This is a genomic window from Kineococcus sp. R86509, assembly GCF_042466365.1.
Classification (GTDB): Bacteria; Actinomycetota; Actinomycetes; order Actinomycetales; family Kineococcaceae; genus Kineococcus.
Window position 1 is genome coordinate 3,950,728 of record NZ_JAXHCE010000001.1, and the last position, 24,028, is coordinate 3,974,755.

The following is a 24,028-nucleotide window of genomic DNA, read 5'->3' on the forward strand; positions in this document are numbered from 1 at the left end:
GGGTGCGGTGCGTCCCACCCTCGACCGCACGACCGTGCGGTCGATCGACCAGGAGGTTCGACCATGGCCCGCCGCTCCACCGCACTGCTCCTCGCCGCGCCGGCCCTCGCCGTCACGATCGCCGCGATGACGACCGGGTCGGCCAGCGCGGACACCACCAGCGCTCCGGCCGAGATCAGCACCGCCGTCACCACCAGTCCCGCCGTGGCCGGGGTGCCCGCCTCCGACTACTCCGTCACCGACGTCCGCCTCGCCGACAGCGACCCCACGTGGGCCGCCGCGCAGCTCACCCCCACCGCGGCCGGAGCCGACGTCCTCGACCCCGCCACCGTCGTGCTCCAGCTGGTCGACGGCACCTGGCAGGTCGTCGACCTCGGCACCGCCCAGGTCGGCTGCGGACTGCTGACCCCGGCCGTCGAGGGGGAGCTCGCCCTCTCCTGCTGATCTCCTGCTGAAGCCGGGGCCGGGGGTTCGGTAGCGTCGGCACGTGCCTGCGCTGCGAACCGTGCGACACCTGCGTACCCGGCTGGCGGACCTCATCGCGGGCGAGTCCCTGCCCGACCCCGAGCCGCTCGTCGAGGGGGGACTGACCCGGTCCGAGGCCCTCGAGGTCCTCGACGCCATGGCGCGGATGGCCGAGGCCCTGCTGTCCGCAGGGGCCTCAGCCGCCGACGTCACCGCTCTGACCCTGCGCGCCGCCGACGGCGCCGGCCTGCAGCACACCCAGGTCGACATCACCTTCACCGCGGTCATCGTCTCCACGGCCGGTGACGACCGGCACCCGCTGACGGCCGTCCGCGTCGTGAAGGTCCGCGCCAACGACTACTCGCGGCTCTCGGCGCTCTACGACCTCGCCCACGCCGCCGCCGACGGCCTGGCCCCCGACGAGGTCGACACCCGGCTCAAACGGCTGCTGACCCAACGCCGCCCCTACCGGCCCTGGATGTCGGGGGCGGGGGCGATCGGGCTCGCCGTCTCCGTCGCCGTGCTGCTCGGGGGGAGTTGGGCCGTCGCCGTCGGTGCCGGCCTCGTCACCACCGTCCTGCAGCTCGTCCTCGCCGCCCTGAACCAGCGCGGGCTGCCTGCGTTCTTCCAGCAGGTCGCCGGGGCCGGGATCGCCACCGGATTCGCCCTCGCCCTGCTCGAGTGGCAGCCCTACCTGCCCGACTGGATCGGTGAGCTGCCGCCGTCGCTCGTCGTGGGGTCGGGGATCGTCGTGCTGCTCGCCGGGCTGTCCCTCGTCGGCTCCGCCGAGGACGCGATCTCCGGGTTCTACGTCACCGCGGGCGCCCGGGCCTTCGAGACGGTGCTGCTCACGACGGGCCTGGTCCTCGGCATCGCCGGCGTCCTCGACCTCGGCCAGCGCGCCGGCATCTCGCTCAGCCTCAGCTTCTCGGCCGCCACGTCGACCCCGTACCTCGTGCAGGTGCTCGCCGGCACCTGCGCGGCCGTGACGTGGGCCGTCTCCGGCTACGCCGACGGCCGGGCCGTCGGGCTGGCTGCCCTGGCGGGGGCCACCGCGACGGGCGTCTCGGGTGCCTGCGTGCTGCTCGGTATGGGGCCGGTGGCCGCCGCCGGGGTCGCTGCGCTGCTCGTGGGATTCCTGGCCGAGGGCACCGCCTGGCGCTGGAACGTCCCCGGCCTGGTGGTGTCGATCTGCGGGATCGTGCCGCTGCTGCCCGGTCTGGCGATCTACCGGGCGATCTTCGCGATCGTGGGCGGGGGGACGTCGGCCGGACTCGCCCAGCTCGTGACCGCCCTGGGGACGGCGCTGGCGCTCGCGGCCGGGGTCACGCTGGGGGAGTTCTGCTCGCAGCCGCTGCGCCGCGAGTTCGACCGCATCGAGCGTCGTGTCCGCCGGCGCAGCCTCAACCGCCAGTTCTGAGGCGGGCGAGCAACCGGGCGAGGCGGGTGTCGGCCTCGGCCTCGGCCGCTTCGTCGTGCAGGGTCGTGCTCGTCATCAGCTCCACCGCGCCGGTCCGCTGCACCAGGTCCTGCAGGCGGTCGAGGACCTCGGCCTCGTCGCCGTGCACCGTCGACGCGAGGTTCCGCTCGACGTCGGCGCGTTCCCGGGCGCTGAGCTGTGCGGCGGCGGCCTCCTCGGGGCTGGGCAGGGCGCCGAACTCCCCGCGACTGCGGGTGCGGGCCAGGGCCACCGCCTGCGGCAGCAGCTCGCGCCGGGCCGCAGCCACGGAGTCCGCGACGAGCACGTCCACGGAGAGCGTCACCCTGGCCCGCCCCGGCGGGGAGGCGGCGCGGTAGCGGTGCAGCGGCTCGGGATCGGTGAGCACCGGCCCCGCCGCGACGACCGGCAACCCGGCCCGCGCGGCGATCTCCAGCCCGCCGCCCGTCGCGAGCAACCACACCGGCGGGGGCGGGACCAGCGGTCGCAGGGTCACCGGACCCCGGCCGTGCAACCAGTCGAGCAGCTCCGCGAGGCGGTCCTCGAAACCGTCCGCGCTGCTCACCCCCAGCGCCCGGCGCACGGGCGCCGTGAAGCCCACCGACCGCCCGACCCCGACGTCGATGCGCCTCGGGTGCAGCGCCGCCAGGGTCGCGATCTGCTCGGCGACCACGAAGGGGGTGTGGTTGGGCAGCATCACCCCGGCCGTCCCGACCCGGATCCGCGACGTCACCGCCGCGACGGAGGCCATCAGCACCGTGGGCGCGGAACCCACCACTCCGGGGACGGCGTGGTGCTCGGCCACCCAGAACCGGTGCAGGCCGAGCTGCTCGGCCCGCCGGGCCCGGCGCAGGGTCGCCTGCAGCGCGTCGGCGTCGGAGCGGCCGGTCCGGGTCCGCGAACGGTCCAGCAGCGACAGCAGCACGCCCTCAGCAGACCACGCGTGTGCCGCCGTGTCGTTCCCATCGGATAGACAGGGGGCGTGCTCCACGTCCACCGTTCCGAAAGCGCCACGGCCCTCGTCGCCGGCCTCGCCGACGTCCTGCGCCACCCGGCTCCCGGGGCGGACCCCTTCGCCCCCGACGTGCTGGCCGTCGGCGCGCGCGGGACGGAACGCTGGATCGCGCAACGCCTCTCCCACCACCTCGGCGCCGGGCCGGGCGGGGACGACGGGATCTGCGCCCGCGTCGACTTCTCCTCCCCGGCCGCCCTGCTCGACGGCGTCCTCGCCGACGTCATCCGGGCCACCCTCGCCCGGATCCGCCCGGAGATGGCCGACGCCGTCGAGCGCTGGGCGCCCGAGGCCCTCACCTGGAACGTCCTCGAGGTCCTCGAGGACATCGCCCCGCTCGAGGGCCCGGCCCCCGACGACCGCCCCGGGTTCGCCGTCCTGCGCCACCACCTCGGGACCGCACCGGGCGAGGACACGCCCCGCGTGCGGCGCACGGCCGCGGCCTCGCGCCTCGCCGGCCTCTTCGCCCGCTACGGCGGGGCCCGGCCGCACCTGCTGCGCGACTGGGCCGCGGGAGGCGACGGGGGAGTGCCCGCCGACCTGGCCTGGCAGCCGGAGGTGTTCCGCGCCGTGCGGGAGCACGTCGGCCTGCCCGCCCCCGCCGAACTGCTCGACGACGTCTGCACGGCGCTGCAGGCCGACCCGTCCCTGACCGGCGTCGGGTCGCGGTTCGGGGTCTTCGTCGTGACGCGCCTCGCCGCGAGCCGGCTGCAGGTGCTCGCCGCGCTCGCCGAGCACCGCGAGGTCCACCTGTTCCTCCAGCACCCGAGCCCCGCGGTGTGGGACGCGATCGCCCGTCGGGGCCCGACCGGGCTCCGCCGGGGACCGGACGCCGACGACCTCGTCACCCACCCGCTCCTGCAGTCGATGTCGCGCGACGTGCGCGAACTGCAGGCGCGCCTGCATCAGGCCGCCCCCGGCCACGGGGACGTCCACCACCCCGCCCCGACCCCGCGCGACACCCTGCTCGGACGGCTGCAGGACGCCCTCGCCCACGACGAGGTCCCCCTCCCGCGACCGGATCCGGGTCCGGGCGACACCTCGGTCCAGGTCCACTCCTGCCACGGCCGCGCCCGCCAGGTCGAGGTCCTGCGCGAGGTCGTCCTGGGCCTCCTCGACGCCGACCCCACCCTGCAGCCGCGCGACGTCCTCGTCATGTGCCCCGACGTCGAGACCTACGCGCCGCTGGTGTCCGCGGTCTTCCCCACCGACTCCCACCCCGGCGGGGGCCTGCGGGTCTCGGTGGCCGACCGCTCCGCGCTGCAGACCAACCCGCTGCTCGGCCTCGCCGCCCGCCTGCTGGTGCTCGCCCAGAGCAGGCTCACCGCCACCGACGTCCTCGACCTCGCCGGCTCCGCCGCCGTCCGCGAACGCTTCGACCTCGACGACGAGGCGCTGGAGCAGATCCGCGAGTGGACCGTCGACGCGGGCGTGCACTGGGGCCTCAGTGCCCGGCACCGCAGCGCGTGGGCGCTGGGCAACCTCGCCCAGGGGTCCTGGCGGGCCGGGCTCGACCGCCTCCTCGTCGGGGTCGCCGTCGGCGGCGCCCACGAGGAGGACCTCGTCGGGCCCCTCGACGCCGCCGTCGTCCCGCTCGCCGACGTCGAGTCCAGCCGGATCGACCTCGCCGGACGCTTCGCCGAGCTCGTCGACCGCCTCGACGGGGCCGTGACCCGCCTGTCCGGTCGCCACAGCGTCGCGGCCTGGTGCGAAGCGCTGCTCGACGGGGTCCTCGACCTCGCCGACACCACCGCGGACACCACCTGGCAGGCCACGCAGCTGCGTCGTGAGCTCGGGGTCGTCGCGGCCGACGCCGCGCGGGCCGGGACGGCCACCGTCGGGCTCGCCGACGTCGCCGCGCTCGTCGCCGAACGCTTCGCCGGCCGCCCGCAGCGCGCGAACTTCCGCACCGGAGCGCTGACCGTCTGCACCCTCACCCCGATGCGCTCCGTCCCGCACCGCGTGGTCTGCCTGCTGGGCATGGACGACGGCGCCTTCCCCCGGGTCACCTTCCCCGACGCCGACGACGTCCTCTCCCGCGATCCCCACCTCGGGGACCGCGATCCGCGCAGCGAGGACCGCCAGGTCCTGCTCGACGCGATCTGCTCCGCGCGCGACACCCTCGTGCTCACCTACTCCGGCAAGGACGTCCGCACCGGCGCGAAGCTGCCCCCGGCCGTCCCCGTCGGTGAGCTCCTCGACACCCTCGAGGCGTCGGCCCCCGGCGTCAAGCAGCGGATCGTCGTCCAGCACCCGCTGCAGCCGACCGACCCCCGCAACTTCACCGCCTACGCCCTGGGGCGCCCCGGCGCGTTCAGCTACGACCGCACCGCCTTCGGCGGAGCGGCGACGGGCCACCGGGAGCCCGTCGCGCCCCCGCAGTTCCTGCCCGTCGGCCTGCCGCCCGCCCCGCCGGCCGACCTCGACCTCGACCAGCTCGTGCAGTTCTTCCAGCACCCCGCCCGGGGGTTCCTGCGCCAACGCCTCGAGGTCGCCTCGGCCACCCGGGAGGAGGAACCCGCCGATGCGCTGCCCGTCGAACTCGACGCCCTGCAGAAGTGGGCCGTCGGCGACCGGGCGCTCGCGGCCCGGCTGCGCGGCACCGACCCGGGCGAGATCGTCCGGCTGGAGTCCGCGCGGGGGGACCTGCCGCCGGGCCCGCTCGGGACGGCCGTCCTGCGCGACGTCGGGCCGGTGGTGGACCAGATCGCCGGGGTGGCCGCGGAGTTCGACACCGGCCACCCCCGCAGTGTCGACGTCGAACTCGACCTCACCGTCCCGGGCGTCGGGGAGGTCCGGCTCACCGGCAACGTCCGCGGGGTCAGGCCGGTGCGCGCCGGGGGCCGCGCCACCGGTGACGTCGCCGTCACCACCACCTTCTCCCGCGTCCGGGCCAAGCAGACGCTGCGCGCCTGGCTCGAGCTGCTCGCCCTCTCCGCCGCCGACCCCGGCACGGAGTTCCGCAGCGTCGTCGTCGGCCGCGGCGGCGGCGGCAGCGTCGGCCTGCTGACCCTCGGCCCGGTCCCGGCGCAGGTGGCCCGCGACCTGCTCGTCGACCTGCTGGAACTGCGCTCGCACGGTCTGCGGTTCCCGCTGCCGCTGCCCGTGGACACCACCTTCGCCTGGGCCCAGTCCGCCTGGAACCGGCGTCCCGGCGAGGTGTGCCGCCGCGACGCCTCCCGGAGCTGGGTGTCGGAGCACGCCTTCGACAAGGAGGACAAGCAGGAGGAGAACGTCACCGTGTGGGGGGAGGGTGCGCCCGTCGACGTCCTGCTCGACTGGACCCCGCCGCCCGGCGCACCACCGGGCAGCCCGCAGAACTTCGCCGCTGCGGCGCAACGGGTCTGGGAACCGTTGCTGGGTGCCTACCGGATGGACGAACGCTGATGCCCGTCGAGGACTTCGCACTCACCGGCCCGCTGCCGAGCGGGACCACCGTCCTGGAGGCCAGCGCCGGCACGGGCAAGACCTACACGATCGCCGGGTTGGTGACCCGCTACGTCGCCGAGGGGGTCGCCGCCGTCGACGAACTCCTCGTCGTCACCTTCGGCCGGGCCGCCACGGCGGAACTGCGCGAACGCGTCCGCGAACGGCTCGTCGCCGCCCGCGACGCTCTCGCCGACCCCGCCGCGGCGCTGCGCTCCGAGGACGCCGTCATCGCCCAGCTCGCCACCGCCGACGTCGCGCGACGCCAGGCCCGGTTGAGCGCGGCCCTCGCGGGTTTCGACTCGGCCACGGTCGCGACGCTGCACGAGTTCTGCCGGCAGGTCCTCACCAGCCTGGGGACCGCCGCCGACGTCGACCCGACGGCGACGCTGGTCGAGGACGTCGACGACCTCGTCGAGGAGGTCTGCGACGACCTCTACGTCCGCTTCGCCGTGCGGCCGGGGGCCACCCCGCCGCCGTTCCCGCGCGCCGTCGCCCTGCGGATCGCCCGCGAGGCCGTGCACCGTCCCGACGCGCGGATCGAACCGCAGAGCACCGTCCCCGAGACGCCGGAGAACCTCCGGGTCCGCTTTGCCGAAGGGGTGCGCCGTGAGGTCGCGCAGCGCAAGCGCTCGCGACGGGTCATGGGCTTCGACGACCTGCTGACCCGGTTGAGGGACGCGCTGACCGCCGACGTCGCCGGTCCCGTCGCCTGCGAGCGGTTGCGGCGCAGGTACTCCGTCGTCCTGGTCGACGAGTTCCAGGACACCGACCAGGTGCAGTGGGACATCCTCCGGACCGCCTTCCACGGGCACTGCCCGCTGGTGCTCATCGGCGACCCGAAGCAGGCCATCTACGCCTTCCGCGGCGCCGACGTCCGCAGCTACCTCGAGGCCGCCGGCGTCGCGGGACGGACGGCGACGCTGGGCACGAACTTCCGCAGCGACCCCGCCGTGCTGCGGGGAACGGCGGCGCTGCTGCGGGGTGCCGCCCTCGGCGACGGGCGGATCGTCGTGCGACCGGTGAGCCCGCGGTGGGCGTCGGCGGCGCTCGTCGGTGCGGACGGCGCCGACGATCCCGCCCCCGTCCGGTTGCGCGTCGTGGCGCGCGACGGACTGCCCACCACGGCCCGGACGGGGGTCCCCGCCGTCGCCGACGTGCGCAAGGTCGTGGCCCGCGACGTCGCGGAACAGGTCGTCGCGGTGCTCTCGGAGGGGCTCGAGGTCCGAGCGCGCACGGGTGGGGCACCGCGACCGCTGGCGGCCGGCGACGTCGCCGTCCTCGTCCGGACCGGGGCGCAGGCGGTGCTGGTCCAGGAGGAACTGCGGCGTCGCAACGTGCCCTGCGTGCTCTCCCGCGGTCCCAGCGTCTTCGCCACCCCCGCCGCCCGGGAATGGGTCTCGCTCCTCGAGGCCGTCGAGCAGCCGCACCGCGCGCTGCGGGTGCGGCGCGTCGCCCTGTCCGCCTTCGTCGGCCTCGGCGCCGCCGAGCTCGACGAGCAGGGGGACCGCGCGACGGACCGGTTGTCCGTCGACCTGCGCGCCTGGGGCGGCGTGCTCACCGAGCGCGGGGTGTCGGGGATGTTCGCCGTCCTCGGCGAGCAGCACCAGCTGGCCGGTCGACTCCTCGGGATCGAGGGCGGCGAGCGCCGCCTCACCGACCTGCGCCACATCGCCGAGGTCCTGCACGCCGAGTCCGCGCGGAACCCCGGCGGTGGGGTGTCGAGCCTGCTGTCGTGGCTGCGCGGCCGCGTCGACGAGGCCGCGGGCGACGTCGACCAGGAACGGTCGCGGCGGTTGGACACCGACCGCGCCTCGGTCCAGATCGCGACCGTCCACACCAGCAAGGGCCTGGAGTTCGAGGTCGTCTGCGTGCCCTTCGGCTGGGACTCCACCGGAGGTGGTTCCAAGGACCGGCTCCCCGTCGCGCACGCCCCGGACGGGCCGCGCGCCCTGCACGTGGGGGGCGCCTCCGCGCCCGGCTACGACGCGGCCTGCCGCGCCGCCGACACCGAGGACCTCGGCGAGGAACTGCGGTTGTTCTACGTCGCGGTGACCCGGGCGATCTCCCGCCTCCTCGTGTGGTGGGCGCCCAGCACGAACACTCAACGCGGTGCGCTGCACCGGTTGCTGGTGGCCGACGACGTCCTCGACGTGCCCGAGAAGGTGTCGCTGCCCACCGATCCGGTGCTGCGCGACCGGCTCGGCGTGCTCTTCCCGCCCGGTTCCGGGGTGGCCGTCGAGGACGTGCCCGCCCGCGGGGCGCTGACGCGGCTGGCGGGCGCGACGACAGCCCACGCCGACCTCTCGGTCGCCACGTTCCGTGCGGACGTCGACCTCGGCTGGCGGCGCACGTCGTACTCCGGCCTGACCCGGGGCGTGCACGACGACCACGGCAGCGGGCGGTCGGTGCTCTCCGAACCCGAGGTCGGGGCCACCACCGACGAGGTCGACGCCGAGTCCGCCGAACCGGTCGACGCCGGTGACCCGCTGGGCTGGAAGGAGGTCGGATCGCCCATGGCCGACCTCCCGGCGGGGACGGGGTTCGGGACCCTGGTCCACTCGGTGCTGGAGGGTTTCGACCCCTCCTCCCCGGACCGCCCGGCGCACCTCGCGGCGCTGGCCCGCGAGCAGTTCGCGCCGCACCTGGCGGAACCGTTGGCCCTCGCCCTCGACCCGGTGCTGCGCACGGGGATGGGACCGCTGGCCGGTGGGCGCGCCCTGGACGGTTTCGGCGTGGCGGACCGTCTCGCCGAACTCGACTTCGAACTCCCGCTGGCCGGGGGCGACGAGTCCACCGGCGGAGGTTCCCGCCTCGGTGACGTCGCCGGGTTGCTGCGCCGCCACCTGCCGGTCGGTGACCCCGTGCACCGCTACGCGGACCTGCTGGAGGACCCCGTCCTCGCGGCCGAGGGGTTGCGCGGCTACCTCACCGGGTCCATCGACGCCGTCCTGCGCGCCGACGGTCGGTTCCTCGTCGTCGACTACAAGACGAACCGCCTCGCCGGGCCGGGGGAGGTCCTGACCGCCTGGCACTACCGGCGCGAGGCCCTCGACGAGGCCGTCCTCGCCGCGCACTACCCGCTGCAGGCGCTGCTGTACTGCGTCGCGCTGCACCGCTTCCTGCGCTGGCGCCAGCCGGGGTACGACCCGGCCGTCCACCTCGGCGGGGTCCTGTACCTGTTCCTGCGGGGGATGTGCGGGGCGGACGTCCCCGTGGGGCCGGACGGCGTGCCGCCCGGCGTCTGGTCGTGGCGGCCACCGGCCGAGCTCGTCGTCGCCCTGTCCGAACTGCTCGCCGGGAGGCACGCGTGACCAGCCCCGCCGCGACCGAGGTGGAACCCGACCGTTCGGTCACGCTCGCCCGCAGCGCCACCGGCCTGCTGCGGGAGTTCAACGACCTCGGGCTCCTGCGCGCCGCCGACGTCCACGTCGCGCGCCGGCTCGGGGCGGTGACGGGGGAGGAGGACGAACGGGTCCTGCTCGCCGTCGCCCTCGCCGTCCGCGCCGTCCGGCACGGTTCCGTCGTGCTGCACCTGCGGACGGCCCCGGAGACCGTCGTCCCCGAGGACGTCGACGACTCCGGTGCCGTCGCCGCGGTCCCCGTGCAGTGGCCCGAACCGCAGGCGTGGCTGGAGGCGGTGCGGCGCAGCGTGTTGACCGTCGAGCACGCCGCCGGTGCCGACGAGGACACGGCCGCACCGCTGCACCTGGTCGGGGACGGGATCTGGCTGGACCGGTACTGGCGCCAGGAACTCACCGTCGCCCGCGACCTGCGCGACCGCAGCGCCGCCGTCGCCTACTACGACCCGGCGCTGGTCGTCGAGGTGCTCGACCGGTTGTGGCCGGGGGACCCGGGCGACGACCAGCGGGTCGCGGCGGCGCTGTGCCTCTCGCACGGGGTCTCCGTGCTCGGCGGGGGGCCGGGGACGGGCAAGACGACGACCGTCGCCCGGTTGCTGGCCGCCGTCCACGCGCTCTCGCCCGGAACCCCGCGGGTCGCGCTGGCCGCGCCCACGGGCAAGGCCGCGGCCCGCCTGACCGAGGCCGTCGTGCAGGCGGCCGGCACCGAGGTGTTCACCGCCGCCGAGCGGGAGTTCCTGCAGGGGTCCAGCGCCTCGACCCTGCACCGGCTGCTGGGGATCCGCCCCGGATCGGTGCGGGCCCGCTTCGACGCCGAGCACCGGTTGCCGCACGACGTCGTCATCGTCGACGAGGCGTCCATGGTCGGGTTGGGCGTCATGGCGCGACTCCTCGCGGCGCTGCGCCCCGGGGCCCGGCTGGTGCTCGTGGGGGACCCGCAGCAACTGGCCTCCGTCGAGGTCGGCGCCGTCCTCGCCGACCTCGTCGCCCCTGCGGGGTCCGGCGGCGCCCCCCACGGGGTCGCGATGCTGACCCGGACCCACCGCTTCGCCGACCGCGGCGGGATCGCCAACATCGCCGCGGCCGTCCGGGCCGGGGCCGCCGACGAGGTCGTCGACCTGCTGCGGGCCGGCGGGCCGGACGTGGAGTTCCTCGAGGTCCCCGACGAGGAACTCGTCTCCGGGGCCGCGCTGGAGACGATCCGCGCCGACGTGCTCCTGCGTTCCCGCGCCGTCGTCGAGGCTGCCCGGGCGGGCGACGCCCGGGCCGCGCTGATCGCCCTGGACACCCACCGGATGCTCTGCGCCCACCGGCGGGGAACCCGTGGGGTCTCGCACTGGAGTTGGCTGGCCCAGCGCTGGGCGGTCGAGGAACTCGGGGTGCAGCCCCGCACCGACGGCCGCTACGTCGGCCTCCCCGTCATCGTCACCGCCAACGACGCGGGCGTCGGCGTCTACAACGGCGACACCGGGGTGGTCCTGGAACGCGAGGAGACCCTCGTCGCCGCGATCGCCCGCGGCGAGGGACCGCTGATCGTCCCGCTCGCCCGGCTCGCGGCCGTCGAACCCGTCCACGCCATGACCGTCCACCGCAGCCAGGGCTCGCAGTTCGACACCGTCACCGTACTGGCCGCCCCGGAGCGTTCACCGCTGGCGACGCGGGAGATGTTCTACACCGCCCTGACCCGCGCGAAGGTCCGGGTCCGGGTGGTGGGGTCCGCGGAGGCTGTGGCCGCGGCCGTCAGTCGTCCGCTGGCGCGGGCGACGGGGTTGGCGGACCGGTTGCGGGGGTAGGGCTCAGCGCGGCCGTCGGACCTGCTCACCCGACGCCGTCCAACCGCGTCCGCAGCAGGCAGAACTCGTTGCCCTCGGGGTCCTGCAGGACGTGCCAGCCCTCGGTGCCGTCCTGGCCGACGTCGGCGGGGCGGGCGCCGAGCGAGAGCAGGCGCTGCAGTTCCTCGGCCTGGTCGCGGTCGGTGGCGTTGACGTCGAAGTGCAGGCGCGACTTCGCGGTCCGCGGCTCGGTCGTGGGGGACAGGACGATCGTCGGGGCCGGCCCCCCGAAACCGCTCGCCGGGCCGATCTCGATGGCGCCGTCGTCGACGTCGAGTTCGACGTAGCCGAGGACGGCGCACCAGAACTCCGACAGCTTCGCCGGGTCGTGGCACTCCAGGACGAGTTCGCTCAGGTGGCAGGCCATGGCCCTCAGACTAGGACGAGCGCCGCCGGCAGGTCATAGTGTCCAGCCTCCCCGACCGCGGCGGCGTAGGCCGCCGGATCCTTCGCTCCCAGTCCCGACCCGGTGCGGTGCAGGGCGGCCAGGAACGAGGGCCAGTCGCGCAGCGCCGCCTCGAGGTCGACGGGGAGCACGTGGACGACGGTCCCGGCGAGCAGGTCGAGCAACCGTTCGCTGCCGCGTTGAGCCCGGTAGTGGTGGGCGTCGGCGTCGAGCACGACGCGCGGTTCGCACCCGTGGGCGCGGGCCACGGCCACGGCCAGCGGCAGGACGTTCTTCCCGCCGACGGCGAGCACCGGGACGTCCACCAGCGCGGCGAACACCGCCACGTCGGTCGGGCCCTCGACGAGCAGAGCCTCGGAGGTCAGCGACACCGAACGCACGAAACCCGCCGGCAGCGCGGTGTGCGCCAGCCGACGGGCTCGGTTCGTGCTGATCCGCAGGGAGGCGGCGACGTGGGCCACCGCCTCCTCGCTGATCACGACAGCAGTGGTCAGCCGACCTTGGGCTTCTCGGCGGCCTTGGGGTAGATGTCCGTGTTCTGCGCCGGGGTGATGAGCGCGTCCTCCGGACGGGTCTGGTTCAGCGCCACGGCCTGCGGCGGCAGGACGAGGTGCAGCGCCCAGTCGGTGAGCACGCGGATGCGGTTGCTCATCGCGGGGAGGGCGTAGAGGTGGTACCCACGGGCGACGATCTTGGCCGGCAGGCCGGTCATCTCGATGCCCAGCGGCTTGGCGACGGCGGTGCCGCCACCGAGGTCGGCCACCAGACCGAGGTCCTTGTGGACGTAGTCGGCAGCCTGGCCGATGCCGAAGCTGGCGGCGATGTTCTTGCCGACCGCGGTGCCCTGGCGCTGCGCGTGCTGCGCGGTGGGCGGGGTGATCGGCTGCGGGCCGTCGGCCGGCTTCGGCTTGGCGAGGTCGGGGACGGCGGCGGCGTCGCCGGCGGCCCAGACGTCCTCGGCGCCGGCGACCTTCATCTTGGCGTCGACGATGAGGCGACCGCGGTCCAGCGGGAGACCCATGGTGCCCATGAGCGGGCTGGCCATGATGCCCGCGCCCCAGATGAGGGTGCGCGAGGGGATCGGGGTCCCGTCGGTGAGGTTGATGACGTTGCCCTCGACGGAGGCCACGGAGACCCCGAGGCGCACGTCGATGCCACGGCCCTTGAGGGCGGACAGCGCGTACTGGCCCAGACGCGGCCCGAGCTCGGGCAGCACGGCGGGGGCGACGTCGATGAGCAGCCAGCGGACGTCGCGCACGTCGATGCTCGACCAGCGGTCGGCGACGCGGGAGAGCCAGCGGTGGGTCTGGGCGACGATCTCGGTACCGGTGTAGCCGGCACCGACGGCGACGACGGTCATGCGCTCGGCGCGCTCGGCGTCGAAGCGGGGGTCGTCGGGCAGCGAGTCGGCCGCGTCGAGCTGGGAGAGCAGGTGGTCGCGCACGAACGCGGCCTCGCTGATCGTCTTCACGCCGCGGGCGCTCTCGGAGACGCCCGGGATCGGGAACCGGCGGGTCACCGAACCGGGGGCGAGCAGCAGCTTGTCGTAGGACAGCACCTGGGTGTCGTCGGTGACGACGCCGCGCTCGGACCGGGAGATGGTGACCGTCTTGGCCTCGGGGTCCACCGACGTGGCGTGGCCGATGACCAGCTTGTGACGGGGGAGGACCTGGCGCAGGGACACCGCGACGTGACGCGGTTCGATGACGGACGCGGTCACGTCCGGCAGCAGCGGCGCGTAGCTGAGGTGGTCGGTCGGGCTGACGATCACCAGCTCCGCCGTGGAGGCCGGAAGGAGCTTCTCGAGCTTCTTGCCGGCGTAAAGGCCGGTGAAGCCACCCCCGACGATGACGACTCGCTGTCGATCGACCATGTGAACACCTCTTGTTCTTGGACTCGCCGGGACAGGCTCCCGCTTCGGTACTCAGTCTTCCACCCGCGCGGGCGGGAACGTTCACGCGGGGGCGTCGGCCGCTGCCTCCAGCTCGGCGACGACGAGGCGCTTCATGCCCATCATGGCGTTCGTGGCCCGCCCGGCCCGTGCGCGGTCGGGGTCGCCGAGCAGCTCGTACAGCCGGTTCGGGACGATCTGCCAGGAGACTCCCCAGGGGTCCTTCAGCCAGCCGCACTGGCCCTCCGTGCCGCCGTCGGCGACCAGCCCGTCCCAGTAGCGGTCGACCTCCGCCTGGTCGGCGCAGGCGACCTGGATCGAGAACGCCTCCGACTGCGGGTAGAGCGGTCCGCCGTTGATGATCGTGTAGGGCCGGCCGTCCAGGTCGAAGGACACCGTCAGCGGCGCCCCGTCGGGACCACCGGGCGAGGTCGACGTGATCGCCGAGCCCGGGAAGAGCGAGACGTAGAGCTGTGCGGCCGCGAGGCCGTCGTGGTCGAACCACAGGCAGGGGGTCGTGCTGCTCATCGTCGATCCGCCTCGATCTCGTTCCGGGCCGGGCACTGCGCCAGGTGGTCGTTCACGATCCCACAGGCCTGCATCGTGGCGTAGGCCGTCGTGGGGCCCACGAAGCGGAAACCCTCCGCCTTCAGCGCCTTCGACAGGGCGCTCGACTCCGCGGTGAGGGCCGGGACGTCGCCGGGGCTGCGCGGAGCCTCCGGACGCGGTCGCGGGGCGGAGGACCACACGAGGTCGGAGAGGCTCCGGCCCCGCTCGGCGAGCGCGAGCAGCGTCCGGGCGTTGGCGATCGTGGCCTCGACCTTGAGCCGGTTGCGGATGATCCCCGGGTCGGCCAGGAGCCGCGTGACGTCGTCCTCGCCGTAGGCCGCGACCACCTCGGGGTCGAACCCGGCGAAGGCCGTCCGGAAGGTGTCGCGGCGACGCAGGACGGTGATCCAGCTGAGCCCGGACTGGAACGCCTCGAGGCTGATGCGTTCGTAGAGCTCCCGGTCACCGTGGACGGGACGACCCCACTCCTCGTCGTGGTAGGCGGAGTAGAGGGGATCACCGTCACCGAAGCACCGGAACGGTCCGGCGGTCTGCACGCTCACCCGCCGAGCGTGGCACCCGGCTCCGACACGGGGTCGCTACCGTCCACCGGGTGAAGATCCTCGTGCTCAACGGTCCCAACCTCGGCCGGCTCGGCAAGCGCCAGCCGGAGGTCTACGGGACGACGACCCTGGCCGACGTCGACGCCCGGCTGCAGCGCCTGGCCGCCGAGCTCGGGGTGGAGGTCGAACTGCGTCAGACCGACGCCGAGCACGAGATGCTCGCCTGGATCCACGACGCCGCCGACGCCCGCCTCCCGGTCGTGCTGAACCCGGCCGCGTGGACGCACACCTCGGTGGCCCTGCGCGACGCCTGCGCGGAGCTGTCGGCCGGACTGGTGGAGCTGCACATCTCCAACGTGCACGCGCGGGAGGACTTCCGGCGCCACTCCCACATCACGCCGATCGCGACCGGTGTGATCGCGGGACTCGGCACGCAGGGCTACGAGCTGGCCCTGCGGTTCCTGGCCACGCGTGTCGGAGGTGGCGCGTAGGCTCGCCCGCGACCGAGGTGCCGTGTGGACAGTTGGGGAGAGTCGTCGTGGTCGAGCACATGAAGTGGTGGGGTTGGGGCCAGGAGGGCGTGGCCTTCCACCACGAGGACAAGCCGAACCTGGCGCCGTTCGTGAAGCGCGTCTCCGGCATCGACTTCAACGCCCCGCCCGCGCAGGTCCCGGAGCTGTCCGAGCTGGACGTCCCCGCATCCCGTGCCCCGCAGGAGCTGCGCGACGCCTTCGTCGAGGCGCTCGGTGCCGAGCACGTCCACGACGACGACATGGACCGCGTCGTGCACTGCTACGGCAAGTCCATGCGCGACCTCGTCCGCATCCGTCGGGGGGACTTCGGCCGCGTGCCCGACCTGATCCTCTACCCCGGCACCGAGGCCGAGGTGGAGACCGCCCTGCGGATCGCCCTGGACGCCGACGCCGTCCTCATCCCCTTCGGGGGCGGATCCAACATCGTGGGTTCGCTGGAGGCCCCGCGCGAGGAGACGCGTCCGGTGCTCTCCCTGGACATGGGCCGCATGCGCTCGGTGCTCTCCCTCGACGAGACGTCCCAGACCGCGCGCATCCAGGCCGGTGCCCTCGGCCCGGACCTGGAGGCGCAGCTCAACGCCCGCGGCTGGACGATCGGCCACTTCCCGGACAGCTTCAAGCACTCCACCCTCGGCGGCTGGATCGCCACCCGGTCCTCCGGCATGCAGTCCGACCGCTTCGGTGACATCGCGGACATCACCCGGGCCGTGCGGGCCGTGACCCCCAAGGGGATCGTCGCGACCTCCGAGGTGCCGGTGCAGTCCGTCGGGCCGTCGGTGCGGGAGATGATCCTCGGCAGCGAGGGGCGCCTCGGGATCATCACCGAGGCGACCGTGCAGGTGCACCGGATCGCCGAGGAACGGGTCATCCAGGCCTACTTCTTCCCCGACTACGCCAGCGGTCTGAAGGCGATGCACGACATCGCCGCCTCCGACGCGACGCCCAGCATCACCCGGGTCTCGGACGCGAACGAGACCCAGTTCACCCTGGCCACCTCCAAGAAGGGCAGTGCGCTCGGGCAGCTGCTCAACAAGGGCGTCCAGCTCTACGCGAGCAAGCGCAAGGGCATCGACCTCGAGCAGATGTGCCTGTCGTTCATCGGGTTCGAGGGGTCGGCCCTGTCGGTGCGCCGCAACAAGGCCCTCGTCGGCGACATCGTCAAGAAGCACGGCGGCTTCGGGGTCGGCTCGGGTCCGGGGAGCCTCTACGACCAGAAGAAGTTCGACACCCCCTACATCCGCGACTTCATCCTCGATCGCGGCGCCTACGGCGACGTGTCCGAGACCTCCTCGTCGTGGACGACGCTGAACACGTTGCACGACAACGTGGTCGCGGCGGCGAACAAGGCCTTCGCCGAGGTCGGCATCAACGGCTTCGTGTTCTGCCACCTCTCCCACAGCTACCACTCCGGGGCGTGCCAGTACTTCACGTTCGCCTTCCAGCCGCCGACGGACCGCGACGGTCTGGAGGCCTACGACGCCGTCAAGGGCGCCATCCAGCAGGCCTTCATGGACAACGGCGGAACCCTCTCTCACCACCACGCCGTCGGGCGTGAGCACAAGCGCTGGGTGAACGAGGACGTGTCGCCGGCGGGGGCCGAGATCATCGGTGCGCTGTTCACGGGAGTCGACCCCGGCCGCAACCTCAACCCGGGCGCCATCGTCGACTGAGGACCGAGCCACGTCCGCGGGGCGAGGACGCGACCCGAGCCGGTCACGTCCTCGCCCCGCGCACGTTCAGGCGCTCGTCAGGCGCCGGGCCAGCGTCGTCCCGACGGGTACCCCTAGCCCGGTGCAGGCGTCCCACCCGGGACCGGCGGAGTAGTCGCCGTTGTCCCCGACGGTGATGTCGCGGAACCCTTCGGGGCTGTTCCCGGCCCTGGCCCCCGCGTACACCAGGGGTTGCAGCAGACCGAGTCCCGAGCCGCGGGCCTGGACGATCCGCGCGACCAGCGCCGCCCACAACGGGGCCACGGCGCTGGTCCCGCCGATGACCTGGCGCCGGCCGGCGACGAGGACCTCGTAGCCCGTCTCGGGATCGGCCACGGCCGCGACGTCGGGAACCCCCCGCCCGGCCCCGCCGCCGACCCGGTCGAGCACCCCGGCGTCCCGTTGCCAGTCGGGCAGTCCGAAGGCCGCGCTGACCCCGCCACCCGTGGCGCCGCGCCCGTTCCACACGACCTCGCGCTCGACGGCACCGTCCGCGCCGACGCGCAGACTCGTTCCCCCGCAGGCCAGCGCGTGCGGGCTCGAAGCCGGGAAGTCCGCGTGCGGGGCGCCGTCGTCGACCCCGTCGCCGCTGCCGTTGTCGCCGGCGGCGGCCGTCACCGTCACCCCGAGGGCCGCCGCGTCGGCGAGGGCGTCGTCGAAGGCGGCCCGGGCCTGCTCGGTCCAGGAGTCCTCGGAGCCGCCCCAGCTGATGCTGACCGCGGCCGGGGTGGGGTCGGCGTGCACCGCCGTGGAGAGGGCGTCGAGGAACCCGCGGTCGGTGTTCGGGGCGAAGTAGACGGCCAGCCCGGCGCCGGGAGCCATCGCCCCGACGACCTCGATGTCCAGCATGACCTCGCCGTCGGCGCCGTCGGCCGCGCCGGGGGAGTTCGACCCTCCGTCGACACCGATGGCACGGATCGCGGGTGTCGCGAGGCCCAGGCCCCGGAAGTAGGTGTCGAGGTCCTCCGGGCGGAACCCACCGCCCAGCTCGAGGATCGCGACCTCCGTCCCCGAACCGTCGGAGTCGGTGGGGAACTCGTAGACCTCGGCCAGGCGGAGCGGGGTGAAGCTGCTCGTCACGGCCTCGGCCCGGGCCACGCGGAACTGGGCCCGCGCCTGCGGCCGGTCGTCGAGGCCGAGCACCGCGGTCACGATCCCGTCCAGCCCCTCCGGCAGACTGACCGAACCCTCCCGCTGCCGGTGGCGGACGTCCTCTCCCGCAAGGTTTTGCGAGACCACCTCGTGCAGGTCGACGTCGAAGAGGGCCGTGACGGCGGTGACCGGACCGCTCACCGACACCCGCCGCCCGGCCTCGTCGACGGCGTCCACGCGCAGCCCCGCGTCCTCGACGACCGAGCGCACCGTCGCGACGTCGGCGGGGTCCGCCCCGAACCCGGCCCGGAGTTCGTCGCGGGAGAGGACCCGCGGGGTGTTCACGACCTCCGCGGGCAGCGGTGCCCGCCGGCGCAGGACCAGCGTCACGTCGATCGACGCGTCGGGGGCGAGGGGGACCGCGTCGCGCGCACGGGGCGCGGCGGCCCGGGAGCTGCCCGAGAGGGGGCGGCGAGGGTTCTGCGACTGACTCTGCCGGGGCGTCTGGTCCGTCATGGCGTGGACTGTGCCACCCGGCCCTGACACCTGCCCGTGGGACCTGGCACGGTCGGTGCGTGGACTACGACGACGTGCTCGACCGGCTGACGCGGTGGGCCGGTGACGACCCGAACGTGCGGGCGCTCCTCCTCACCGGTTCGGCCGCGGCCGGAGCCACGCACCGGCTCTCCGACCGCGACCTCGAGGTGTACGTGGACGACCCGACCCCGTTGCTGGCCGACGACGCGTGGTGGTCGGAGCTGGGGGAGGTCCTCGTCGTCGAGAGGTTGCACGCACCCGGCTGGTACCCGTCCCGGATCGTCTACTACGCCGGCGGCAAGCTGGACCTCACGGTCCTGCCCGTGGGGGAGCTGACGGCCGTCGTGCGCGACCGCCCGTTCACGGTCCTGGTCGACGCCGACGGGCTGGCGGCCGGTCTCGAACCGTCGCCGCCGCTCCTGGAGCCGCCGAGCGCGGCCGACGTCGAACAGGCCCTGAACTGGGGCTACGCAGCGGCGCTGATGTGCGCGAAGGCGGTCGTGCGCGACGAACCGTGGTCGGCCAAGATCCGGGACCGGGACCTGAAGGAGCAGCTGCTGCGGCTCGTCGAGTGGGACCACCGGGCGAGGTACGGGGCGGCGGTCGACGTCCGCTTCCTCGGGTCCCGGATGCGGGAGTGGATGGACCCCGGCGTCCAACGCGAGCTCGAGGACTGCTGGGGCCGCTTCGACGGTGCGGACACTGCGCGGGCGCTGCGGGCCTGCGTGCGGTTGTTCGCGCGGCTCGCGCAGCGCCTCGCGGCGCGGTGGGACCTCGAACCCTTCGACCACCAGCGGCTGCACGCCGAGATCGAGGCGATCCTTGACCAGGGTCTGTCCTGCGGATCGTGACGAGTGCTTGCAACGCCCTCTCATGACGATGGCCGGACGTCAGTCGGTGACGTCGATGCTCCTGAAACCTCCTTGATTGCGCCACGCCGGGGTCGGTACACAGGGCCGCATGTCCACGCTGCTTGTCATCGCCGGGCCACCCGGAGCCGGGAAGACGACTGTCAGCTCCCTGGTGTCGGCCCGCCTCTCACCGAGCGTCCTGCTCCGAGGGGATGCCTTCTTCCGGTTCCTAGATCAGGGGGCGCAGACGCCGTGGCTACCTGAGGCAGAGGAGCAGAACCGCACGGTCATCCGAGCCTCGGGCGCCGCGGCTGGCCAGTACACGCACGGCGGCTTCGAGACCGTCTTCGACGGAGTGATGGGGCCCTGGTTCCTGCCGACCTTCTTCGAGGCCACTGGGCTGGACGAGTTGCACTACGCCGTCCTGCTGCCTCTGGTGGAACGGTGCGTGCACAACGTCACGACCCGGGAGGGCAACCGCGATGGCGAGCCTGGTACGCGGTACATGCACGAGCAGTTCACGCGAGCGGGCATCACGGATCGGCACTTGGTCGACGGGCCGGAAGGGACCCCGGAGCAGGTGGCGGAGGACATCTTGGGTCGGTACCGATGCGGGGACTTCGCCTACGGCGCTCAGGGCATCGCTTAGCACATCGTCGACTGACCTTCCGGTCACATCGCGGAGCTTGACGTCACGGTCATCCCGCGTTGTGAGCGCTGCCCCGGCGGCCGGCGACTTCACGGACATGACGAAAGTCGGAAGATCGCCGAGCACCGCAAAGCAGTCGCCTCGCCAGCCGGGCATCGCGTAGACAAGTCCTAGTTCGGCGACCACGGTGGCCGCACGACGAGCCGTCGCAAGGAGCTCCATGACCGAGGAACGACTACCGCACGGCTACACCAACGCCACCCGCAACGACGCCGGCATCATCACCAAGCGCTACCTCGGGCCTGATGCCCCCACCCGCCAGCACGCCGAGGTCACCGCCCTGCACTACCTCGCCGGCATCCTGCCCGTACCGGGTCTGGTCCACGAGGAAGCCGGCCAGATCGGCACTGCCTTCATGCCCGGCCGCCCCGGCCAGGAACTACTGGAGATGGCCCCCGACGCCGTGCTGCACAGCGTCGGGCGCACCGCCGCCCTCCTCCACCGCCTCGACGTCAGCGCGCTGGACAGGCCAGAACTGCTCGGCCCCGCTGAGGACGGCGCGGTCCTAGTCCACGGCGACTTCGGTCCCCAGAACCTGCTCCTGGACCCGGACACGTTCAAGGTGAGTGCGATCGTGGACTGGGAGTTCGCGCACCTCGGCGACGGTGTCCTCGACCTCGCGTGGGCGGAGTGGATCGTCCGCACCCATCACCCGCACCTCGTCGACGCCTTGGCGAGCCTGTTCGAGGGCTACGGCACGGAGCCGGACTGGGGACGGCGTCAGGCCGCGATGGTCGCCAAGTGCGAGTGGGCCTTGGACTTCGTCATCCGCTGGGCACCGGACGGTGAGGCCGCGCGGGTGCAGTGGCGGGGCCGGCTCGAAGCCACCCTCACCTTCACACCATGACCCAGCGGTGTCCTCAGAAGGCGGAAGATCACGCACACATTGACTCGAGCCGCCGGCTCCTAGGATGAGCGCATGACGTCGGGGGTCACCGTTCGCCAGGCACGACCCAGCGACGCGCCACAGATGGCGCAGGTTCACGTCACCTCCTGGCAGCAGACCTACCGCGGCCTGATGCCCGACTCCGTCCTGGACGACCCGAACCTCCTGCCAGCCCGCGAACGCTTCTGGACCAGCGCCCTCACCGATGAGCGGTGGAGCAGCAACCGCACCGCCGTCGCCGAAGTGGACGACACCATCGTCGGCATCGCCATGTCCGGCCCCACGCAGGATCCCGACGCTACCGAGGAGTTCCAGTTGCACCTCATCTACCTCGACGCAGCCCACCACGGCTGCGGAGCAGGACCAGCACTGCTCAACGCCGTCCTCGACCCCGACGAGTCGGCTGCCCTGTGGGTCACAGACCCCAACCCCCGCGCCCAGGCCTTCTACCGCACGCACCGCTTCGCCCCCGACGGACGGAGCAAGATCGAGGACGGGGTGCGCGAGGTCCGATGGGTGCGCCCCACCGGCACGTCGTAGCGACCGCAGTCCTGCTCCGCCCTCGACGTCACGGTCATCCCGCGGTGCGCGCGCTGTCGCTAGCGGCCGGCGACGTCACGGTCCTGGCGATGTCCGGATGCAAGCTGAGTACGACGATCACCCGCATATCGCCGAACTTCGGGTAATCGACCCAGACCGTCTTGGCCGCCAGTAGCGGCTACTGCGCGGTACCCGCCTCGGGATCCCTGGACAGGTGCAGATGCCTCAGGTGTCGGATCTGGGCCACGCAAGCAAGAGGCAGCGCGACAGCTGGCGCTACTCCCACGAGCCACCACGGCGAGCTCACGACGGTGGCGGCGATCATCACGCCGGCGAAGACGACGCTCAAGATCGAGACGTAGGGCAGCAGGGCACGGTTCAAGCGCAGCTGGTTCTCTACCTCCCGTGCGCTCGTCTCATGACTGCGCACCGTGATGCCGACGATGACAACAGCGCTGATCAACGCGCCAAGCGCTCCAACCACCGTCTGCACGACCCGTCCCTCGGCCAGCCCCCAGATGGCGAAGGCGAGGAGGAGCAGCTCTGCAGCCAATAACGCACCCAGTGGGAGGCGGTGCGCGCCTGACCGCGGTCTGTCCCTGCTGAGCATCCAGACAGCCTCCCGTAGCGCATCGCCCTACGCATGGCTGCCGCCCCGGATGGACGAGGGCCGCCACGTACGGTCATCCCGCGATACGGGTGGTCCTGAGTACCGGCGACGTCGCGCTCGTGGCGATGTCCGGCATGGCCCTGGCCAGCCACGGCGCGTCTCCGACAGGCGCCTACTGCGCTCTGACTGCGTGAGTGGGCAGTCGTTGGGCCAGCCACGGCAACAGCACCAACGCCCCCACGCCGCCCAGCGCGACCGCCGCCCATGGCAACCACAACGCCACCGCGAACAGACCAACCAGGAGGGGCGCCAGCAGTGCGGTCGCGTTGAAGCCGTACTGCACCGTCGCCATGTACCGCCCGTGCGCCTGCACCGGCGCCGACGCCTCGGCCATCGCCATCACCCGGACACCGATCAGCGTGACCGAAACCGCCAGCACGACCGTAGAAGCCAACAGCCACACCGGCTGCCACCCCCCACCGATGGACGGAGCCACCGCACACATCGCGCACCAGACAAGGGTCAGCACTGTCCCGGCGGCCACGGTGCGGGTGCGCGTCCACCCACTCGTCCAGCGCACCACCAGAGCAGCACTGGTGGAGGTGATGCCCGTCAGCAGCGCGATGGAGGCCCCCGGCACCCACGCCGGTGCGTGCAGTCGGTCCAAGGCCCACACCGAGAAGCCCACGAGGTGGACGTCGGTGGCCAGGCCCGTCAGGGCGATCACCACCAGCAGGACCAGGAAGGGACGATCCCGCCACGGCCGCGGCGCGGCCTCCGACGATGCGGCCGCCATGGGGGCATCGGTCGTGGGGGCGCTGTGAGCCAGGTCTGTGGCGTGCGGGCCGGCCTCATCGGAGATGGCGGCGTGCACCGGAGCCTGCGCTGCAGCAGAAGCCTGACGGTCGCGGGTGGTCGTGACGTGGACAAGGCGCCACAGCAGGCCGGCGGCCAGCACGAAGGTGAGCGCGTCAACGGCCACCGCGATGCGCAGGGCCGGGGTATCCAGCCACGTCAGCAAGGCGGCGGCGAGCAGGGCGCCGAGGCCGAAGGCGGCGGAGCGGATCATGTCGACGTGGGCGAACGGCCCGTCCTTGGGCCCATCGCCGGCTACGGCGGAGATGAGGGAGAACAGGGAGCTGTAGAAGGTCTGCGTCCCGGCCGCGACCAGCACCGCCCCACCGACAGCCAGAGTCACCGCGGCCCCTCGCCTGGACCCTGCCCCGCTGCCGGCGGTGCCGGCGAGGAGGTAGAGGGTCATGCCGACGGCCTGAATGAGCTGGGAGGTGATGACGACGCGGCGGGGCCCGAAGCGGTCCACCACGGCGCCGACGACCAGGGGGGCGCCCAGGCCGAGGAGGGTGCCGAGGAACAACAGGGTCCCGGCGAGGCCTACGGAGAGGCCGACGACCTGGACGCTGTAGACCAGCACCAGGGGCAGGAACAGGCCGGAGCCGAAGTTGTCGATGGCCAACGCCAGAAGCAGCCCCCATCGGGAGCGGCTGTTCTCGCGGGACCAGGTTGGGGCCTTCTCGGTGCCCACGGCAGCGTGTGTCACAGATCTTGAACGTAGGGCAGAACTGTCCCCGGAGGAGGAACCGCGGGCATCGGCGTGGC

The 24,028-nt window shown here is 73.5% G+C and carries 20 protein-coding genes; 11 read left to right on the top strand and 9 right to left on the bottom strand.

Going from position 1 to position 24,028, the window contains the following annotated elements; translation table 11 throughout:
• Positions 1 to 63 precede the first annotated feature (63 nt).
• On the top strand, positions 64 to 444 hold the full coding sequence (locus SJY07_RS19330; RefSeq protein ID WP_380161235.1) for a hypothetical protein: 381 nt from the start codon (positions 64 to 66) through the stop codon (positions 442 to 444).
• Between the two features lie 43 nt (positions 445 to 487).
• Complete coding sequence (locus SJY07_RS19335) at positions 488 to 1,885, top strand: threonine/serine exporter ThrE family protein (RefSeq protein WP_380161236.1); 1,398 nt, start codon at positions 488 to 490, stop codon at positions 1,883 to 1,885.
• Here the strand turns inward: SJY07_RS19335 and SJY07_RS19340 are convergent.
• Positions 1,869 to 2,828, bottom strand: coding sequence for an MsnO8 family LLM class oxidoreductase (locus SJY07_RS19340; protein ID WP_380161237.1), 960 nt, complete (start codon positions 2,826 to 2,828; stop codon positions 1,869 to 1,871). The genes SJY07_RS19335 and SJY07_RS19340 overlap by 17 nt on opposite strands.
• A 57-nt stretch (positions 2,829 to 2,885) precedes the next feature.
• Between SJY07_RS19340 and recC the strand changes: the two genes are divergently transcribed.
• The 3 genes from recC to recD are packed head-to-tail and all read left to right on the top strand — an operon-like array spanning position 2,886 to position 11,496.
• Positions 2,886 to 6,302 carry an exodeoxyribonuclease V subunit gamma gene (gene recC / locus SJY07_RS19345; protein ID WP_380161238.1) on the top strand — a complete coding sequence of 1,139 codons (3,417 nt, stop codon included), beginning with the start codon at positions 2,886 to 2,888 and terminating at the stop codon, positions 6,300 to 6,302.
• Positions 6,302 to 9,655, top strand: a complete 3,354-nt coding sequence (locus tag SJY07_RS19350) for a UvrD-helicase domain-containing protein (protein ID WP_380161239.1) — start codon at positions 6,302 to 6,304, stop codon at positions 9,653 to 9,655. Before recC ends, SJY07_RS19350 begins: the two co-directional genes overlap by 1 nt.
• Positions 9,652 to 11,496 (top strand): exodeoxyribonuclease V subunit alpha, encoded by a 1,845-nt coding sequence (recD, locus tag SJY07_RS19355; RefSeq protein WP_380161240.1) that lies wholly within the window; start codon positions 9,652 to 9,654, stop codon positions 11,494 to 11,496. Before SJY07_RS19350 ends, recD begins: the two co-directional genes overlap by 4 nt.
• A gap of 25 nt (positions 11,497 to 11,521) precedes the next feature.
• On the opposite strand, the gene SJY07_RS19360 is transcribed toward recD, so the two are convergent.
• The 5 genes from SJY07_RS19360 to SJY07_RS19380 all read right to left on the bottom strand — a co-directional run bounded on the left by SJY07_RS19360 (position 11,522) and on the right by SJY07_RS19380 (position 14,944).
• The gene (locus tag SJY07_RS19360) at positions 11,522 to 11,902 is read right to left on the bottom strand and encodes a VOC family protein (RefSeq protein WP_380161241.1); all 381 of its coding nucleotides are present in this window, start codon (positions 11,900 to 11,902) and stop codon (positions 11,522 to 11,524) included.
• Positions 11,903 to 11,907: 5 nt separating this feature from the next.
• Positions 11,908 to 12,420, bottom strand: a complete 513-nt coding sequence (locus tag SJY07_RS19365; protein ID WP_380161242.1) for a hypothetical protein — start codon at positions 12,418 to 12,420, stop codon at positions 11,908 to 11,910.
• 11 nt (positions 12,421 to 12,431) lie between these two features.
• The gene (locus SJY07_RS19370; protein ID WP_380161243.1) at positions 12,432 to 13,814 is read right to left on the bottom strand and encodes an NAD(P)/FAD-dependent oxidoreductase; all 1,383 of its coding nucleotides are present in this window, start codon (positions 13,812 to 13,814) and stop codon (positions 12,432 to 12,434) included.
• Between the two features lie 81 nt (positions 13,815 to 13,895).
• On the bottom strand, positions 13,896 to 14,360 hold the full coding sequence (locus tag SJY07_RS19375; RefSeq protein ID WP_380161244.1) for a VOC family protein: 465 nt from the start codon (positions 14,358 to 14,360) through the stop codon (positions 13,896 to 13,898).
• On the bottom strand, positions 14,357 to 14,944 hold the full coding sequence (locus SJY07_RS19380; protein WP_380161245.1) for a DNA-3-methyladenine glycosylase I: 588 nt from the start codon (positions 14,942 to 14,944) through the stop codon (positions 14,357 to 14,359). The genes SJY07_RS19375 and SJY07_RS19380 overlap by 4 nt, the downstream gene beginning before the upstream one ends.
• A 50-nt stretch (positions 14,945 to 14,994) precedes the next feature.
• On the opposite strand from SJY07_RS19380, the gene aroQ reads away from it, so the two are divergent.
• The gene (gene aroQ, locus SJY07_RS19385; RefSeq protein ID WP_380161246.1) at positions 14,995 to 15,435 is read left to right on the top strand and encodes a type II 3-dehydroquinate dehydratase; all 441 of its coding nucleotides are present in this window, start codon (positions 14,995 to 14,997) and stop codon (positions 15,433 to 15,435) included.
• Between the two features lie 47 nt (positions 15,436 to 15,482).
• The gene (locus SJY07_RS19390) at positions 15,483 to 17,147 is read left to right on the top strand and encodes an FAD-binding oxidoreductase (protein ID WP_380161247.1); all 1,665 of its coding nucleotides are present in this window, start codon (positions 15,483 to 15,485) and stop codon (positions 17,145 to 17,147) included.
• 66 nt (positions 17,148 to 17,213) lie between these two features.
• On the opposite strand, the gene SJY07_RS19395 is transcribed toward SJY07_RS19390, so the two are convergent.
• Complete coding sequence (locus SJY07_RS19395; RefSeq protein WP_380161248.1) at positions 17,214 to 18,794, bottom strand: protease pro-enzyme activation domain-containing protein; 1,581 nt, start codon at positions 18,792 to 18,794, stop codon at positions 17,214 to 17,216.
• A 59-nt stretch (positions 18,795 to 18,853) separates the two neighbouring features.
• On the opposite strand from SJY07_RS19395, the gene SJY07_RS19400 reads away from it, so the two are divergent.
• From SJY07_RS19400 to SJY07_RS19415, 4 genes are all read left to right on the top strand, one after another.
• Complete coding sequence (locus SJY07_RS19400; RefSeq protein ID WP_380161249.1) at positions 18,854 to 19,666, top strand: aminoglycoside 6-adenylyltransferase; 813 nt, start codon at positions 18,854 to 18,856, stop codon at positions 19,664 to 19,666.
• Positions 19,667 to 19,775: 109 nt separating this feature from the next.
• A complete protein-coding gene (locus tag SJY07_RS19405) occupies positions 19,776 to 20,315 on the top strand; it encodes a hypothetical protein (protein ID WP_380161250.1) in 540 nt (179 codons plus the stop codon).
• A gap of 220 nt (positions 20,316 to 20,535) precedes the next feature.
• Entirely contained in the window at positions 20,536 to 21,222 is a 687-nt protein-coding gene (locus SJY07_RS19410) for a phosphotransferase (protein WP_328292576.1), read from the top strand.
• Positions 21,223 to 21,345: 123 nt separating this feature from the next.
• Positions 21,346 to 21,801 (top strand): GNAT family N-acetyltransferase, encoded by a 456-nt coding sequence (locus SJY07_RS19415; protein WP_328292575.1) that lies wholly within the window; start codon positions 21,346 to 21,348, stop codon positions 21,799 to 21,801.
• Positions 21,802 to 21,979: 178 nt separating this feature from the next.
• On the opposite strand, the gene SJY07_RS19420 is transcribed toward SJY07_RS19415, so the two are convergent.
• Both SJY07_RS19420 and SJY07_RS19425 read right to left on the bottom strand, forming a co-directional pair.
• Positions 21,980 to 22,354: a hypothetical protein gene (locus tag SJY07_RS19420; RefSeq protein WP_380161251.1), complete on the bottom strand. Its 375-nt coding sequence runs from the start codon at positions 22,352 to 22,354 to the stop codon at positions 21,980 to 21,982.
• 229 nt (positions 22,355 to 22,583) lie between these two features.
• The gene (locus SJY07_RS19425; protein WP_380161252.1) at positions 22,584 to 23,954 is read right to left on the bottom strand and encodes an MFS transporter; all 1,371 of its coding nucleotides are present in this window, start codon (positions 23,952 to 23,954) and stop codon (positions 22,584 to 22,586) included.
• Positions 23,955 to 24,028 lie beyond the last annotated feature (74 nt).